The organism is Aquimarina algiphila (assembly GCF_947494415.1).
Taxonomy (GTDB): Bacteria; Bacteroidota; Bacteroidia; order Flavobacteriales; family Flavobacteriaceae; genus Aquimarina; species Aquimarina algiphila.
Genome location: NZ_CANLVC010000001.1, coordinates 361127 through 379441 on the forward strand (window position 1 = coordinate 361127; position 18315 = coordinate 379441).

The 18315-nt window shown below is 33.9% G+C and carries 17 protein-coding genes; 4 read left to right on the forward strand and 13 right to left on the reverse strand.

Going from position 1 to position 18315, the window contains the following annotated elements:
- Positions 1-56: 56 nt before the first annotated feature.
- From PQF96_RS01485 to PQF96_RS01500, 4 genes are all read left to right on the forward strand, one after another.
- The gene (locus PQF96_RS01485) at positions 57-1358 is read left to right on the forward strand and encodes an MFS transporter (RefSeq protein ID WP_109436526.1); all 1302 of its coding nucleotides are present in this window, start codon (positions 57-59) and stop codon (positions 1356-1358) included.
- 45 nt (positions 1359-1403) lie between these two features.
- Positions 1404-2165, forward strand: a complete 762-nt coding sequence (locus PQF96_RS01490; RefSeq protein WP_109436525.1) for an SDR family NAD(P)-dependent oxidoreductase — start codon at positions 1404-1406, stop codon at positions 2163-2165.
- 118 nt (positions 2166-2283) lie between these two features.
- The gene (locus PQF96_RS01495; RefSeq protein WP_271764853.1) at positions 2284-3288 is read left to right on the forward strand and encodes a sugar kinase; all 1005 of its coding nucleotides are present in this window, start codon (positions 2284-2286) and stop codon (positions 3286-3288) included.
- Positions 3288-3968, forward strand: coding sequence for a bifunctional 4-hydroxy-2-oxoglutarate aldolase/2-dehydro-3-deoxy-phosphogluconate aldolase (locus PQF96_RS01500; protein ID WP_271764854.1), 681 nt, complete (start codon positions 3288-3290; stop codon positions 3966-3968). Before PQF96_RS01495 ends, PQF96_RS01500 begins: the two co-directional genes overlap by 1 nt.
- Positions 3969-4046: 78 nt before the next feature.
- Here the strand turns inward: PQF96_RS01500 and PQF96_RS01505 are convergent, their stop codons facing one another.
- The 13 genes from PQF96_RS01505 to pxpB form a co-directional block, all read right to left on the reverse strand.
- Positions 4047-4622: an outer membrane beta-barrel protein gene (locus tag PQF96_RS01505; RefSeq protein WP_271764855.1), complete on the reverse strand. Its 576-nt coding sequence runs from the start codon at positions 4620-4622 to the stop codon at positions 4047-4049.
- Between the two features lie 209 nt (positions 4623-4831).
- Complete coding sequence (locus PQF96_RS01510; RefSeq protein ID WP_271764856.1) at positions 4832-5395, reverse strand: outer membrane beta-barrel protein; 564 nt, start codon at positions 5393-5395, stop codon at positions 4832-4834.
- 169 nt (positions 5396-5564) lie between these two features.
- Positions 5565-6830, reverse strand: a complete 1266-nt coding sequence (gene ilvA / locus PQF96_RS01515) for a threonine ammonia-lyase IlvA (protein ID WP_271764857.1) — start codon at positions 6828-6830, stop codon at positions 5565-5567.
- A 107-nt stretch (positions 6831-6937) separates the two neighbouring features.
- A complete protein-coding gene (gene ilvC / locus PQF96_RS01520) occupies positions 6938-8413 on the reverse strand; it encodes a ketol-acid reductoisomerase (RefSeq protein ID WP_271764858.1) in 1476 nt (491 codons plus the stop codon).
- A gap of 165 nt (positions 8414-8578) precedes the next feature.
- Positions 8579-9112: an acetolactate synthase small subunit gene (gene ilvN, locus PQF96_RS01525; protein ID WP_109436518.1), complete on the reverse strand. Its 534-nt coding sequence runs from the start codon at positions 9110-9112 to the stop codon at positions 8579-8581.
- Positions 9113-9114: 2 nt separating this feature from the next.
- Positions 9115-10848, reverse strand: a complete 1734-nt coding sequence (gene ilvB / locus PQF96_RS01530) for a biosynthetic-type acetolactate synthase large subunit (protein WP_271764859.1) — start codon at positions 10846-10848, stop codon at positions 9115-9117.
- Positions 10849-10974: 126 nt separating this feature from the next.
- Complete coding sequence (ilvD, locus tag PQF96_RS01535) at positions 10975-12651, reverse strand: dihydroxy-acid dehydratase (RefSeq protein ID WP_109436516.1); 1677 nt, start codon at positions 12649-12651, stop codon at positions 10975-10977.
- 591 nt (positions 12652-13242) lie between these two features.
- The gene (locus tag PQF96_RS01540) at positions 13243-13890 is read right to left on the reverse strand and encodes a response regulator transcription factor (RefSeq protein ID WP_271764860.1); all 648 of its coding nucleotides are present in this window, start codon (positions 13888-13890) and stop codon (positions 13243-13245) included.
- A gap of 85 nt (positions 13891-13975) precedes the next feature.
- Entirely contained in the window at positions 13976-14644 is a 669-nt protein-coding gene (locus PQF96_RS01545) for a sensor histidine kinase (protein WP_271764861.1), read from the reverse strand.
- 86 nt (positions 14645-14730) lie between these two features.
- Positions 14731-15432 (reverse strand): hypothetical protein, encoded by a 702-nt coding sequence (locus PQF96_RS01550; RefSeq protein ID WP_271764862.1) that lies wholly within the window; start codon positions 15430-15432, stop codon positions 14731-14733.
- The gene (locus tag PQF96_RS01555; RefSeq protein ID WP_271764863.1) at positions 15432-15827 is read right to left on the reverse strand and encodes a hypothetical protein; all 396 of its coding nucleotides are present in this window, start codon (positions 15825-15827) and stop codon (positions 15432-15434) included. Before PQF96_RS01555 ends, PQF96_RS01550 begins: the two co-directional genes overlap by 1 nt.
- 914 nt (positions 15828-16741) lie before the next feature.
- Positions 16742-17593 (reverse strand): 5-oxoprolinase subunit C family protein, encoded by an 852-nt coding sequence (locus PQF96_RS01560; protein ID WP_271764864.1) that lies wholly within the window; start codon positions 17591-17593, stop codon positions 16742-16744.
- The gene (gene pxpB, locus PQF96_RS01565) at positions 17590-18315 is read right to left on the reverse strand and encodes a 5-oxoprolinase subunit PxpB (protein ID WP_271764865.1); all 726 of its coding nucleotides are present in this window, start codon (positions 18313-18315) and stop codon (positions 17590-17592) included. The genes PQF96_RS01560 and pxpB overlap by 4 nt, the downstream gene beginning before the upstream one ends.

Below are 18315 nucleotides of genomic sequence, written 5' to 3' on the forward strand. Positions count from 1 at the left end.
TAACTGCGTGTATCTAATACTAATTATTAAGATTCTCTTGAATTAAAAAAAACAATATGAAATTAAAAGGATTACGCTGGTGGGTTATAGGGTTAATAGCTTTAGCGACCGTTATCAATTATATTGACAGGCAATCATTAAATGTTCTTTGGCCACAAATATCAGAAGAATTATATCCAGATAAATCTATGGATGAACGAAAAGATATCTTTGGTTGGATATCATCAATTTTCTTATTCTCTTATGCTTTTGGTCAAGCAATTTTTGGAAAAATTTTCGATAAAATAGGTACACGTCTAGGATTTGCATTTTCAATAGGGTTTTGGTCTATAGCAACCGCATTACATGCTTTAGCAAAAGGTTTTCTTAGTTTTTCCATCTTTAGATCCATATTAGGTGTCGCTGAAGCTGGAAACTGGCCAGGCGCTGCTAAAGGAAATGCAGAGTGGTTTCCATCCAAAGAACGCGCCTTTGCTCAAGGTATTTTTAACTCAGGTGCCGCTATCGGGGGTATCATTTCGATTCCTGCAATTGCTTTTATGACGATTCATTTTAGTTGGCAAATGATATTCATTATCGTTGGAATTATAGGACTGCTATGGTTAGTTCCATGGATGTTAATAATGAAAGCACCACCAGAAAAACATCCATGGCTTACAGAAAAAGAACGAAAATATATTCTTGATAAATCAGAAAATATTGATCAAAATCAAGACGAAAATAAAAATGATGACTATAATCCCGTTACTGGCAAAATGTTATCTCATAAAGAGAGTTGGGGCGTAATGATAGCTTCTGCTGCAATTGATCCTATTTGGTGGCTATTTGTTTTTTGGATTCCAACATACCTTGTAGAAGTATATAATATGGATGTAAAGTCAATAGGAATTTATGGATGGGTTCCTTATGTCGGTGCAATGATTGGTGCATGGTTTGGAGGACTTCTAGCACAGAATCGTATTAAAGCAGGTTGGAATATTAATAAAACCAGAAAGTTTGTTATCACGCTGGGTTGTCTAATTATGTTGCCTTGTTTCTGGTTACTATCTGACCCTGGAAGCCCTGTTAATGCGGTACTCATTATGGCAGTTATTCTTTTTGGATTTCAAACAGCCATTGGAAACATTCAAACATTACCAAGTGACTTATTTGGTAAAAAGACAGTTGGAACCCTAGCTGGTTTATCTGGAATGTCAGCAAAATTTGCTGGTGTAGGTCTTACTGCATTAGTATCCACTTTAACCATGGGAGGAAATTACACCCCTGCATTTATAGTTGGAGCTGTTTTGACCTTAATAGTATTAGCGAGTGTATGGATCTTATGCCCTAAAATCGAACCATTAAAAGCAAAAAAATAAAACCAATTAGAAAAGTAATCAATTAAACAATAAACTTAAAAAAAAATGAAATTAAAAGGAAAAGTTGCTATAGTAACAGGAGCTACCGGTGGTATCGGTTACGAAGTTGCAAAAAGATTAGGTAATGATGGATGTACTGTAATTTTAAACGGTATAGAGGATGATAAAGGAGCTCAAAGAATAGAAGAACTTACTGCTCTTGGAATAACTGCAGAGTACTATGGATTTGATGTTACAAACGAAGATCTTGTAACTTCAAACATAAATGCAATTGGAGAAAAATATGGTAAAATTGATATCCTGGTAAATAATGCTGGTGGATTAGGCGGACGATCAAGATTTGAAGGAATGACAACAGAATTTTATCGGTCTGTAATGGCGTTAAACCTTGACTCAACATTTTTTGCCTCAAGAGCTGCTATTCCATTCCTTAAAAAAGGAGAAAATGCCTCTATCATTAACTACACATCAAATGCAGGATGGACTGCTGGAGGACCTGGAGCAGGAATTTATGGTACATCTAAAGCCGCAGTTAATGCAATAACCAGAGCTTTAGCAAAAGATCTGGCAGAGTATGGCATTAGAGTAAATGCAGTATCTCCTGGTACAATTGATACCCCATTCCATAAACAAATCAAATCAACAAAGCCTGAAGTTTTTGCATCGTGGAAAAACAATATTTTATTGGGAAGATTAGGTCAACCAGAAGATGTAGCTTCTGTTGTTTCTTTCTTAGCAAGTGATGATGCTGCTTTTATAACAGCTGAAACTATTCAAATTGGTGGAGGACAAGCGTTAGGAATTTAAATAATAGCATATTTAGCTAGCTATTATTTATCTTTATTAAAAGGAAATCGTACGATCATAAATAGAAACGTAAGTTTTTGGCAAATTTCCACTATTAACGACCTAAATTAATTTAACAATGAATAAAGTAGTAACCTTTGGAGAAGTTTTAATGCGTATAGCTCCTTTGGGAAATAAAAAATTAAAACAAACCAACCAACTAGAGTACTACTTTGGAGGTACAGAAGCGAATGTAGCTATATCGCTTTCACAATTAGGAAATCAGACACAACACGTAAGTGTTGTGTCTGATGATTTTATCGGTGATGCTGCAAAAGGTTTTTTACAAAAATTTGGAGTTAATACACACCCAATATACAGCTCTCAACACCCACTAGGATTATATTTCCTTGAGGTAGGAGCCGTTATGAGATCTAGTACTATTACATACAATAGAACACATTCTGCGTTTTCTAATATAGATCCCAAACAAATAGATTGGCACAAAGTTTTAGAAGATTGTCAATGGTTTCATTGGACAGGAATCACTCCTGCCCTATCTCTTAACGCATATCAAGCGTTAAAGGATGGGTTAACTATTGCAAGCCAAAAAGGAATTCCTATTTCTGCAGATCCAGCATATAGAAGCGATTTATGGAACTACGGAAAAGATGCTAGAGAAATATTAAATGAGTTGGTAAAATTATCTACTATATTTATAGGAGGACCTAATGAAATTAATGAATTATTAGATACAAAATTTTTGTATAAAAATGATGATTTTATAAAAGGTAGTAAACAACTAATTGAAAAACACCCTAACATTAAAAAAGTATTTGATAAAACCAGAAATTCAATAAACGCAAATTGGCATAAAATCCAAGCTAGAATGTGGAACGGTTCAGAGTTTTTAGAAACAAATGAACTAGAAATTACCCATGTTATAGATAGAATCGGAACAGGAGATGCCTATGCCGCAGGATTGATTCATGGTCTATTGCATTATGATGATACAAAGGCATTGCAATTTGCAAACGCTGCTTGCGCAATTAAACATACAATAGAAGGCGATGCAAATTTGGCAACTGAGCGAGAAATTATAAATATTATTGAAGGTAATCTTTCTGGAAGAATTATAAGATAATGGCACAATATACAAGAATAGAAGTTGCAAAAGTGATGAAAGACACAGGGATTGTTCCCTTATTTTATCATTCAGATATAGAAATCGTAAAAAAAGTAATAAAATCCTGTTATGATGGTGGTGCAAGGGTATTTGAATTTACAAATAGAGGAGATCATGCTCAGGATATATTTTCTGATGTTTCTAAATGGGTAATTAAGGAACTTCCTGGTATGATTCTGGGTATTGGATCTATAGTGGATTCTGGCACAGCTTCTCTATTTATTCAGAAAGGGGCTAATTTTATAGTTTCTCCTATTCTTAATGCAGATATAGCAAAAGTATGTAACCGCCGAAAAATAGCCTGGTTACCTGGGTGTGGAACCCTCTCTGAAATTAATTATGCAGAAGAATTAGGAGCTGAGATTGTCAAAATCTTTCCTGCAGCACAAATAGGTGGTCCAGATTTTATCAAAAGTATTAAAGCACCTTGTCCATGGTCTAGCATCATGCCTAGTGGTGGAGTTACACCAGAAAAAAAAAATCTATCCAACTGGTTTAAAGCAGGAGCACATTGTGTAGGTATGGGTTCTAAACTTATAACTAAAGATGCACATGGTGTTTTTGACTATGATCAAATCACTAAACTCACTGCCAAATCTATAACGATTGTAAAAGATTTGAGAAATCAGAATCTATAACTTTTGAGTATCTTTTAATACAAATAGAAAAAGACGATCTTTTCAGATCGTCTTTTTTAATACTATAAATGAATTGAATTAGTTTCCTCCAAAAGTAAATAATAGGCCAAGATTTATTGTAAAATCACTAACAGATTGTTCAAAGTTTCCTTCTCCTGTTTTACCTGCATTCAAATACGCAACATTCATATTAAGAACGCCATATTTAAAACCAATTGCAGGGCGAATTGCAAAGTTTGATGTACTTGCCGCTACTTCTACATCTCCTGTATTTCCTGTAGCTTCCACTTCTACTGATCCAATAGAAGTAATACCCAACCCTAAACTTCCATAAGGTCTAAACCCTTCCTTCCTAAAATAATACCGACCGTTTAAAAGATAACTGCTTAATGCAATAGCTCCAAAAGATACATTTTGCCCATTAATAGTTTCATCACCTCCTACTAAGAAGTCACCTTGCGCCAAAATAGATACGTCAATATCTTCGGTAACGCCATATCCTAATTCTAGATGTGCAGAAACCCCTCCATCGGTATAGTCTGCTATATCCCCAGTAGGAAGAGCATATCCAACACCAAAACCAAGTTTAACTTGCGCGTTTGCAGCAGTCATTCCTAATAATGCAACTGCAGCTAATAATAAAAATTTTCTCATAATTGAAATATTAATTAATTTATGTTGAATATCTTACTTACCAACTATCAGACCAAAATTTAAGCAACGCAAAAAAACAACGCATATTCATTAAAATAAAAAATTGATAATCAATGTTTTACGAAATTAAAATTTATTTTAAAAAACAAAATAAAAACAAAAAAGACGACCTTTTCAGATCGTCTTTTTATATTATATATTTGATTGAATTAGTTTCCTCCAAAAGTAAATAATAGACCAAGATTTATTGTAAAATCATTAACAGATGCATCTCCAGTTTTACCAGCACTTAAATAAGCAGCATTCATATTAAGAACACCATACTTAAATCCTAAAGCTGGACGAAATGCAAAGTTAGATGTACTAGCAGCTAATTCAGCTGAAGTCCCATCTACTTCAATAGCTCCAATTGTTGCAAGACCTAAACCAAGACTACCATATGGTTTAAATTTAGATTCTGTAAAATAATAGCGTCCATTAAGCATATAAGCTCCTACAGCAACATTTCCGATAGAACCAGTCGCTTGTCCAAGACCAGTATCTACATTAAGATCAGATCCAACCAAGAAATCTCCTGTATAAAGGAAAGAAACATCAATATTTTCTGTTACACCATATCCTAATTCTAAATGTGCAGAAACACCACCATCTGTAAAGTCTGCTATATCTCCAGTAGGAATAGCATAACCAACACCAAAACCAAATTTAACTTGTGCATTTGTAGCTGTAATTCCTAATAAAGCAATCGCAGCAAAGAGTAAAAATTTTTTCATAATTGATTAAGTTTTATCGTTTAAGTGCACGAATATACCGATAAAAAACACGAATTAACAAATTATTTTGAAAAAAAATTAACATAATAACAACAAAAACCTATAAATCAAGTGTTTAACAACATAAGAGACAAGAATTGTTGTTGTTTTAGTGTAACGAAATAAGGTATTAAATGAGAAATTGAAATAAGTCTGGTTTATCATTTAGATAATCTCCAAAGAAATTAAGCTCTTTCATTCTGGAGATTAAAGGCTCTAAATCCTTTTTGTCTTTTAATTCTATTCCAACCACAGCAGGGCCATTCTCTCTGCTTGATTTTTTTGAATATTCAAAATGTGTAATATCATCGTTAGGGCCTAATACTTCGCCTACAAATTGTTTTAGAGCACCCGCTCTTTGTGGAAAGCGAACAATAAAATAATGTTTTAAGTCTGCATATAATAGAGCTCTTTCTTTAATTTCGGCTGTACGCGTAATATCATTATTACTTCCACTTACAATACACACGACATTTTTACCCTTAATTTTGTCCTTATAAAACTCCAATGCAGCAAGAGTTAAAGCTCCAGCCGGTTCGACGACTATAGCATCTCTATTATACAGATCTAAGATAGTCTGACATACTAATCCTTCAGGTACTGTATACATATCAGATAAGTATTCTTTACAAATTTCAAAATTAAGATCTCCTACTTTTTGAACAGCGGCTCCATCAATAAATTTATCAATATCAAAAATCTCTGTATTCTTATTGTTTCGTATAGAAGATAACATAGATGGTGCCCCTTTAGGCTCTACTCCGATAATTTTTGTTTTTGGTGATAAAGCTTTCATAGCACCACATAATCCTGATGCCAAACCCCCTCCTCCAATAGCTACAAAAATATAATCTATAGTCACATCTGCTTGCTTAAAAATCTCGAGGCCGATTGTCCCTTGTCCTTCTATTGTTTTAGGATCTTCAAAGGGATGAACAAAAGTTTTCCCTTGAGACTTACAAGCTTCCATAGCAGCTTTAAATGAATCATCAAAAGTATCTCCTTCAAGAACAATTTTTACATAGTCTCCACCAAACATTTCTGTTTGAGCAATTTTTTGTTTTGGAGTTACCGAAGGCATATATATGGTACCTTCGATTCCCAAATGATTACATGCAAATGCAACTCCTTGAGCATGATTACCCGCACTAGCACATACCACTCCTTTTTCTAACTCTTCTTTGGTAAGTGAACTAATTTTATTAAAAGCTCCTCTAATTTTATAAGATCGAACTCTCTGGAGATCTTCTCTCTTTAATAAAACATTAGCTTCATATCTACGAGAATAACGAATACTATCCATTAGTGGAGTGACCATGGCTACTTCTTTGATTATAGAAGCTGCTTTCTGGATATCTTCTAATTCAGGAAAATATGTAGTAATGACAGAGCTCATACTTATAGGTTATTATTCATTAAAACTTTGTTAGCCTGGATCCATCGAAGGTTACACAATACACATCTCAAAACTTCAACAGACCCGGCCGAACAAAATTTAGTGAATTAGACTATCGGTTTCATTGCGGTCATAGACGCTCTAAGTCTAGCTCCAACAACTTCGATAGGGTGATTACGTAATGCCGCATTTACCTCTATTAACTTAGCATTATCTACACCATTATTTCTTCCTTCATCGTATTTTTTTCCGATTACGTCTGTATCGATTTTCTTCATAAAATCGGTAAGTAATGGTTTACATGCATGATCAAAAAGATAACATCCATACTCTGCAGTATCAGAAATAACACGGTTCATTTCAAATAACTTTTTACGTGCAATAGTATTGGCAATAAGCGGAGTCTCATGTAAAGATTCATAGTATGCAGATTCTTCTATGATTCCAGAATCTGTCATAGCTTCAAAAGCCAACTCAACACCTGCTCTTACAAAAGCAACCATTAACACACCGTTATCATAGAATTCTTGTTCAGAAATCTCTACATCACCAGCAGGAGTTTTTTCGAATGCTGTCTCTCCTGTTGCGGCTCTCCATGATAATAAGTTTTTATCATCATTCGCCCAATCTTCCATCATTGTTTTAGAGAAATGACCAGAAATAATATCATCCATATGTTTTTGAAATAATGGACGCATAATCTCTTTTAATTCCTCAGATAATTCAAAAGCTTTCACTTTTGAAGGATTGGATAATCGATCCATCATATTGGTGATTCCACCGTATTTTAACCCTTCGGTAATGGTTTCCCATCCATATTGAATCAATTTAGAAGCATAACCTGCATCAATTCCTTTTTCTATCATTTTATCAAAACATAAAATTGACCCTGTCTGCAACAATCCACAAAGAATTGTTTGCTCGCCCATGAGGTCAGATTTTACTTCGGCAACAAATGAAGATTCTAATACTCCTGCTCTATCTCCTCCTGTTCCTACAGCATATGCCTTTGCTTGTTCTAAACCATGCCCCTGAGGGTCATTCTCTGGGTGTACCGCAATTAGTGTTGGCACCCCAAAACCTCTTTTATATTCTTCTCTTACTTCTGACCCAGGGCATTTAGGCGCTACCATAATTACAGTAAGATCCTCTCTTACCTGAGTACCTTCTTCTACAATATTAAAACCATGAGAATATGATAAAGTAGCTCCTTGTTTCATTAAAGGCATTACCGCATTTACTACTTGAGTATGCTGCTTATCTGGAGTAAGATTAATAACCACATCTGCATGAGGTACTAATTCTTCATAAGTTCCAACATTAAATCCATTATCAGATGCATTGATAAAAGATTGTCTTTTCTCCTTTATAGCTCCTTCACGAAGTGCATATGAAACATCTAAACCAGAATCTCTCATATTTAGTCCCTGATTAAGACCTTGGGCACCGCATCCAACGATAACCATCTTTTTTCCTTTTAGTGCATCAATTCCTCCTGAAAATTCTTCAGAATTCATGAATCTACATTTTCCTAATTGTGTTAATTGATCTCTTAATGATAGCGTATTAAAATAATTTGCCATTTCCTTCCTAATTTGTGATTTCCGTTCGGAAATTTGATTTAATTTTGATTTATAGTTGTTTATTTTTATGGTGTCCCCTAATGGGACGGGCTATCCACTTTATCTTTTATCTCTGATCCCTTCGAGAACCTCTGGGATAGAGTAAAAGGATGTCATTTCTATCCCTTACACAGTCTCTGATCCAAAACTTTCTAATATTTTAGAAATATGCATTTTATCTTTTGTAACTGCAATTCTGCCAGAACGCACAAATTGCATCAGCCCAAAAGGTTCTAATTTGTGATACAAAGCTTCTACTTCTCTTCGTCTTCCTGTTTTCTCTAACACAAAAAACTCTGGAGTCACAGTAACAATATTAGCATTACTATTCTTAATTACATTCTGAATCTGGCGATCTTCAAACAATAACTTTGAAGCTACTTTAAACAATGCTGTCTCCTGATAAATAGTCTCTTCATCTTTATGATAAAATGCTTTTATAACTTCGATCTGCTTTTCGATTTGACCAATTAACTTTTTTACTTGTTCTTCGGTTATTTTCACCACTATAGTAAATCGAAACACATCTTTGATTTCTGAAGCAGAAGCTGTCATACTATCCAAATTGATGTGACGCTTCAGGAATATTGCCGATATCCTATTTAGCAATCCTATATTATTCTCGGTATATACCGATATCGTAAAATTTTCTTTTTCCATAATTACTCTAATCTTATATCAGAAACTGATGCTCCTGTCGGAATCATCGGAAATACATTATTTTCTTTTTCAACACATACCTCCAAAAAATAAGGGCCTTCACACGCGATCATTTCTGCAATTGCATCTTGTAAATTTTCTCTTTTGGTTATTCTTGTGGATTTTATGTGATATCCTTCTGCTATTTTTATAAAATCTGGATTTACCATTTCTGTAGAGGCGTATCTTTTATCAAAAAATAGTTGTTGCCATTGCCTTACCATACCCAGAAAGTCATTGTTTAAAACCACTATCTTTACAGGTACTTTGGTTTGAAAAATTGTACCCAACTCCTGAATCGTCATTTGATATCCTCCATCACCAATTATAGCGACAACTTCTCTATCCGGAGCTCCCATTTTTGCACCAATAGCAGCAGGTAATGCAAATCCCATTGTACCTAGCCCTCCAGAAGTAACATTACTTTTGGATTTAGTAAACTCTGCATATCTGCATGCAATCATCTGGTGCTGTCCTACATCAGATACGATAACTGCATCTCCTTTGGTTTCTTCATTAATCCCTCGAAGCACTTCTCCCATAGACAATCCTTCTTTACTAGGATATAGTTCATCTTTGATTACTTTATCATATTCTATAGCATCGTAATCTTTAAATTCCTGAAACCACGAATCATGCGTATTTGATTTTACCAAAGGAAGTATTTTGGCAAGTGTATTTTTAACATCTCCCATTACAGCAACATCAGCCTTCACATTCTTATCAATCTCTGCTGGGTCAATTTCAAAATGAACAACTTTAGCTTGTTTTGCGTATGTTTCCAGATTTCCTGTTACTCTATCGTCAAAACGCATTCCGATGGCTAATAATAAATCACACTCATTAGTTAATTTATTTGGACCATAATTACCGTGCATACCTACCATACCAACATTTAATGGATGTGATGTCGGCAATGCAGAAAGTCCTAGTATTGTCCATGCTGCAGGTATTCCTGTTTTTTCTATAAAGTTTTTTAATTCTTCTTCTGCTTCTCCAAGAATTACCCCCTGACCAAAAACGACCATTGGTTTTTTTGCTCCATTTATGAGTTTAGCAGCGGCTTCAAGACTTTTTGGTTCTGTTTCTGGTATTGCCTGATAACTACGTACTCCTTTGCATTTTTCATATATAAAATCTAATTCACCAAACTGAGCATCTTTAGTAATATCAACCAGAACAGGTCCTGGTCTACCCGACCGAGCAATATAAAAAGCTTTTGCCAGTACTGTTGGAATATCTTCAGCTTTCGTTACCTGACAATTCCATTTTGTAATTGGCATGGAAATTCCAATAATATCTGTTTCTTGAAATGCATCTGTACCTAAAAGATGAGAACCTACCTGGCCCGTGATACAAACCATAGGGGTAGAATCGATCTGCGCATCCGCAATTCCAGTCACAAAATTAGTAGCTCCCGGTCCAGAGGTTGCAATTGCTACTCCTACTCTACCACTGGTTCTGGCATATCCTTGCGCAGCATGTGTTGCACCTTGCTCATGTCTGGTTAATACATGATGTAACTGATCCTGATACTTATAGAGTTCATCGTAGACAGGCATTATTGCCCCTCCCGGATATCCATAAATCAAATCTACACCTTCTGCCAAAAGACATCGTATTACCGCTTCAGCACCAGTCATTTTTTCTGTTGCTACTACCTTTTGTTTTTTCACTGTTTGCGTTTGTGTTTCCATACGCGTTTTTTTATTTAGAGTCTGGATTTTATTTCAATCAAGACTTAGATCCTTTTATATATTTCGGTTTTCACCGAAATGACAATTAATAGAAACCAATACCTCATAAAGCATTGGAATACTTTTTTAGAATTCATCAGTTACACATCCTTGCGATGCCGATGAAACCGTTTTTGCATATTTATACAATACACCCTTACTAAATTTCAATTCTGGTTGTACCCAAGAAGCTCTTCTTTTTTCTATTTCCTCTTTATCAATATCTACAGTAATAGCATTAGTCTCTGCGTCAATTGTAATGATATCTCCATCTTTTACTAATGCTATCAAACCACCTTCTTGTGCTTCTGGAGTAATATGCCCTACAACAAACCCATGGGTTCCTCCCGAAAATCTTCCATCGGTAATCAAGGCTACATCTTTACCTAAACCTGCTCCCATAATCGCGGCGGTAGGCTTAAGCATTTCTGGCATTCCTGGACCTCCTTTTGGACCTTCATACCTAATGACGACCACATCACCTTTTTGTACTTTTCCATCTCTAATCCCATCATTAGCATCATACTCTCCATCAAACACTTTAGCTTTTCCTTGAAAACGCAATCCTTCTTTACCCGTTATTTTTGCAACACATCCATTTTCAGATAGGTTTCCAAACATAATTCTCAAGTGCCCTGTTTGTTTGATAGGGTTTTCCAAAGGTTTTATAACGTCTTGACCTTCGGTAAGATCAGGAACATCTAATAAATTTTCTGCTAATGTTTTTCCGGTTACAGTCAAACATTCTCCATGTAATAACCCTTTCTTTAATAAATATTTTAATACTGCAGGAATACCTCCAACCTCATGTACATCTTCCATAAGGTACTTTCCACTTGGTTTTAAATCTGCCAAGAATGGAGTTTCATCACTAATTCTCTGGAAATCTGCAAGTGTAAAATCTACATCTGCAGCTCTTGCAATGGCTAAGAAGTGTAATACTGCATTGGTAGATCCTCCAAGGATAGTTACTAACCGTATTGCATTCTCTAAGGATTTCTTAGTTACAATGTCTTTTGGTTTTATATCTTTTTCTAAGAGTACTCGCATAGCACGACCTGCAGCGATACTCTCTTCTTCTTTGTTGTTACTAATTGCAGGATTTGAAGAATTATAAGGTAATGACATACCCAAAGCCTCTATTGCAGACGCCATTGTATTGGCAGTATACATACCTCCGCAAGCTCCTGCTCCCGGACAAGCTTTTTCTATCACACTTTTATATTCTGTTTGAGTAATTGTACCAGCCACTTTCTCTCCCCAGGCCTCAAAAGCTGAAACCACATCTAATTTTTTACCTGCATGATGTCCTGAAGCTATTGTACCTCCATACACCAGAATTGAGGGTCGATTCAATCGTAAAATAGCCATTAAAGCACCAGGCATATTCTTATCACACCCTACAACAGTTACCATTCCGTCATAAGACATGGCTTGTACCACAGTTTCCATAGAATCTGCAATCACATCTCTTGAAGGTAATGAAAAACGCATTCCCGGAGTTCCCATAGAAATCCCATCACTTACTCCAATAGTATTAAAAATGAGTCCTACAACATCTTCTTCTAATGTTCCTTTCTTCACTAATTTAGCGAGATCATTAAGATGCATATTACAAGGATTTCCTTCATATCCTGTACTTGCAATCCCGACTAAAGGCTTATTAAAATCTTCATCGGTTAAACCAATTGCATGAAGCATTGCTTGCGCTGCAGGCTGTGTGTCATCTTGAGTGACTTGTTTACTATATTTATTGATGCTCATTACGTTTGAATACCAGTTTTTTGTTAATTTGATAAAATTTTAACTATTCTTTTACGACATTTGTATCGTATTGAATAAACCACAGTATAAAATTATTTCCTTATGGCTAAACGGGTAAAGATTATTCAATACCCTTACAATATCCAATACCCACTTTGACCTTCTTAAACACTGATTAACAAGTATTTATATTCATTTTTTTTACAATCACTATTTGTTAATTTTTAATTAATTCTACATTTTGGTCTAAAAAAAATCCCTTCATATTTGAAGGGATTCTTATATTTTTAACATATCAACATCCCTCATCATAGTGAGTTAATCACAATACTAATAATGACATTGATATTACTGTTGTTAAACATGTTCATTTTTTAAATTTGGTTCAAAAAAAAACCCTTTACTGAGGTAAAGGGATTTTTTATATTTTGAATATCAAATATGATCCCTTATCAAGGTAAAATGATTACCTCAATACTAATGACCGCGTTGATATTTATGTTTTTTGTATTCATTTATATGATCAAATATAGCAAAATATTCTATTGTCCTATATTTTTATATGTAAACTTTTGAAAATTTAGCGTTTCACTAGATTTTAAATAATTTGTTTTTCATACAATAAATCACCAACCCTACTCTTGTTTTCACTTCTAGCTTTCTAAAAACAGTTTCTCTATAATTTTCTATTGTTTTTGGACTTAGGTTCATTTCTCCAGCAATATCCCTATAGGTAAGTTCTGAACAAGCGAATTTCAAAAAGACTCTTTCTTTGTCTGTTAATTTATCTTGTAGGTTTTTACTATTATCAACACCTTCAGAATTTCTTAATGCACTTTCTATTTTACCTGAATAATAGAAGCCTTGTTCTATTACCATCTTCATTGCGAACTCAAAATTCTCTGGATGAATATCTTTAAGCAAATATCCTTTTGCTCCAGCTCTAAGCATTTTGATAATGGTTTCTTCATCATCTTCCATGGTCAAAGCCAATACTTTTTGATCTGGTTTATTTTCCTTAAGCCATTGCATGGTTTGCACACCATCCATAACTGGCATTTTTACATCCAAAAGAATAAGGTCTGGTGTTTTTCTTTTATGAAGATAATATTGTGTAAGTTCTTTGCCGTTCTTTAGAATCGCTAATACCTCATATGCTTCAAGCTTAGAAATCAAACTTTCTAGCGACTGCGCGAATAAAAGATGATCATCAACAATTACTATGGTCTTTTTTTTCATCTGGTCCTTTTTAGTATGTATACCATTTAAATTATATAGCCATCTATATTGAGAAAACAATTCTCAATACTACAAATGTATTAAATCAATTTCTATCTAGCATAGGATATGACAAGGTAAGTAAGACACCTTTTCCCGGAGAAGATTTATAGTCCAGTTTTGCTTTGACCAATGAAGCCCGACTTTTCATATTTAATAATCCTGAGTTTGCCTGTACAGATTTCATATCAAAACCAACCCCATCATCTTGTATTTTAATACCAAGTGCTTCTGGTGTATACTCCAGTTCTACATCGAGATTAGATGCTTCTGCATGTTTAATGGTATTAGAGAAAAATTCTTGAATAATGCGATATAGGATAATCTCATCTTTGGGGTCAATATACCCCTCTTCACCCTTTATCGTTAGTGTAGGTGTTAAAAAATTAAGTTTTTCAAAACGTTTTAGTTCTACCCGAATGGATTTCTCTAATCCCACATTCTCAATCACTTCATGATTTAAGGTTTTGGATAAATTGCGTATTTCCTGGAGACTATCTCCTACCAGTTTACGCACATCTTGCAAAGAATCTGAAGACTGTGTATCAATGGTAGTACCCATTATATTGATTTGCATTACTGCTGTAGATAGTAACTGCCCAATATTATCATGCAACTCCCAACTTACATTTTTAAGAGCCTGTTCCTGTATCTCTATACGAGATTTAAAAATCTCATCTTCAAAACGTTGTTCTGCTCTTAATTTTTCTAACAATAATTTGTTTTTTCGTCGTTGAAAAGCCACAAAAAAGATAATACCGAAAATTATAAAAAAAAGAATAATAACGGTAAAATAGACTATTAATAAGATTTGTTCTTTCGGAAGCATACTATAAAACCTACTGTAAAACAAGTGTACATAAAAATATTTGCAATAGTAATTATATTAGTATAAATTTTAACAAATTCTGGATTTGATGAAGCACTATAATATTTACTATATATTAAGAGAGGAGTAACCGTCAGGTGAAAAACCAAAGTCCCAGCAGCTACATAAAAAGGGAATATTCTACCAAAATACAAAATGGTGTCACTTTGAAAAACTTCATAGAAATATAAAAAAATACCTATAAAAATCAACACTCCTCCTAAAATAAAGGTATAAGCAGAAATAGCTTTAAAAAAAACATCGGTTAACAAAAGGTTTACGATTGAGCTAAAAAAGAAAAACAAAGCAAGCCCTTTAAGGAGGTTTTTACTTTTTTTTGATTTTATGTTTTTAATATAGTAAAAAATATAAAACACAAAATTCAATATCAAATATGGATTATACAACCAATAATTATCTTTTTCAAAAAAAGTCCCCTTTAATGGGAAAAACAAGCTCCAGCCATCAACCAACCTAGGCAATAAACCCATTGTCTCTACAATAACAACAAAAAGCAGAAACCAAACAAAATACCGAGAAACTTTATCTTCTCGGTATTTTGTTGTACAATACAAGCCTACTAATACGGCAATAAGCTCTATACTATGTATAATGATTAACTGAGTATTGCTCATTAATAAATATGTGGAGGGTCTCCTGCTGACCCAAGATTATAAGGTTCTAAATTATAATTATTTTGTGCATGATCTCCTCCTTTACCCATTTCGCCAGCTGGTGCACCAGTAGGTGCTAAAAACACAGTAGAATATCCTCTATCCATTTTACATTTCTCTTTAGGATATGCTCCAAAATATATTCTGATTCCAGGATTACAGATCCCTTGTTTTTTAGATTGTTTCTTCACGTATTTAAGGTACTCTTGTAATTCTTCTACGCTCCACCAAAACTCTCTGGTATCTTCAAATCCAAGACACTTATCAATTTCTGGCGTTCTGGTATCGCACCATGTTTTTTGAAGCTCTTTTGCTTCTTCTATACTAATACATTTTTTGGGTCTTTTTTTTCCCATAACTTTTTTTTATTTAGGTTAACTGATGCTAATATATCCAAAAAACCTGGTGCAAAGCAAATACAACGTACCATTAACCACAAAACCAAAAGAAGACCAACTACTATTAAAAAACTGGATCACAATACCTTAACACATTAAACACAATACTATAAAAAAAGAACACAGGGGATTTTCCCCCTATTACAAAAAGGGGCATTTCCCCTGTTTCATAATTACACTTTTTGATTATACAAATGTGTGGCATATAGAAAGATTATGCACTATGCAGTAGGTCGAACAAGAAGAAATCGACCCAAGGATTGAGGCGTTAAAATAAGACTCTGTTGAAAAAACAAAATTAGTTTAACTTACAATATTTAATTGTCAGTTAAATAAGGTTCAAAAAAACGAATTTCATTAATATAGAAATAAGTTGATTTTTCATTCCGTTGAAAAATGGAATCTACTTAATACATGTACTACCAAAAATTGACTCCAGCCTACACTGGAATGACAAAAAACAATGAATACTCGTTCATCATACTAAAAACAACTAATTAAACATATAGGCAAATAGGAAATGAAAAAATTACCTTATCACTTTGAAACTACACTTCGACAATGCCTGTCCTGAGCTTGTCGAAGGGCTCAGTATGACAATTTTGATTTTATCATACTTAAACCCGTTGTGCATTTAGGAAAATTATTACAAAAAAGCGTCAATTCGATTGTTTTGTCGTAATAACCTTTAGACTAAGCTCGAGGCGACGGAAGACAAAATGTATCGAGAATAGCTTTTTTAAACCAAAATCCTTGTCATCCAGAGTGTGCCAAAGGACTCGATGCACTTCTCCTAAAGTCGAAGCACTCAAATTGACGGATTATGATTAGAAAAATATCTAAATAGCACAAAAGATTACTTAACGGTATTGTTATATCAACTTAAAACTACATCTTTCTTTCATTCTTTTTTGTGCAATGCTATTGATTGACATTTCACTTAATTGTAAAACTCTTGGATATCCTCCCGTGGTTTGACAATCTCTCATCAAAATTATCAAAGTCCCCGATGGAGTCAATTGAACTGTACCTGGTAAAACAGGAGAAGTTAACATCGATGGTAAATCATTATATAATTTCTCTTCTAATTGAATTGCCATTCTATTTATTGTATTCGAAATGGTAAACGAATTATCAAATAAAAACAACTGTTGATCTTTTGATAAATGATCAAATTCTGGTCCCTTATACACTTCTAATTTTTGGGTACTATCGAACAATATTGGAATAGAAATAGTAGACAATTGACTATCAAAAATATTGCTGATTTTATATGGCAAAATAGCATCATTTTCTAATCGACAATCAGAGGTAATTGATTTATAAAATGATTTGCTTTTTAAAATCATTGGAGTAGAAAAACCTTTACTTATTCCTACATAACCATACACACCTTTCATACATGATTTAAATTTTAAAATATCATCTTTAACAATGCGAATTCTTTTATACATATCAATTTTCAGATCATTTAAAAATGCATCCGCTTCAGCCCCTGTTAAAACAATTTCTGTATTTTCAAAAAAATGTAAAACTGGAGGCTGAAAAGCCCATTCTATACATGCCGAATTTTTATCATTCCCCAACAATGAATTTGCTAATCCATATGACAATTTATCCATAGCTCCACTTCTGGGAACACCATATTTTGAAAACCCAAAACGACCTCCATCCTGAATAGTGGTAAAAAAACCTGCTTTAAGAATTTTAACTCCTCCAGTCATATCGTGATCGGTTTAAGTAAGAAACTATCTTTTTCACATTTTGATCTGATATCGTTATATTCATATTCTTTTATCGATATAAACTGAATAGTATCTCCAGGTTCAAAAACAGTAAACTCTTTAGTATTTGGATTAAAAAAATCAAGAGGACACATACCAATTACATGCCAACCACCAGGGCTTGTAACCGGATAAATTCCGGTTTGATTTCCACCTATAGCTACAGATCCTTTTTTCACCTCTAAGGAGGGTGTATTTTTTCGAGGCAAATGAAGCTTTGAATCAAGACCACCCAAATATAAAAACCCAGGTAAAAAACCTATAAAGAAAATAGTATAACGAGGAGCAGTATGCAAGGCAATTATTTCATCTACAGACAAAGATTTATTTTTTGCAAACGTGTTCAAATCAGGTGCCAGAGCAGGGGAATAACATACTGGGATTTTCCACAGTCGATTTTCTTGTTGTTCTGATAACACATTAGATGAATACAAGGTTTTTAGCTCAAAAACGGTATCATAGAATTTCTCTATAGTAGACACATAGTAAATTAACAACGAGTTATATCCAGAAATTACCTCAACAATTAGTTTACCATAAAAAGATTCAATTGATTTTTTATAAAAAAGAAGGTCATGAAGGACATTTTTGTCAATTACTGAAGGCCATTCGATTAAAATAGCCTTTTCAGAATACTGCCAATATCTTAATTCGTAACTCAT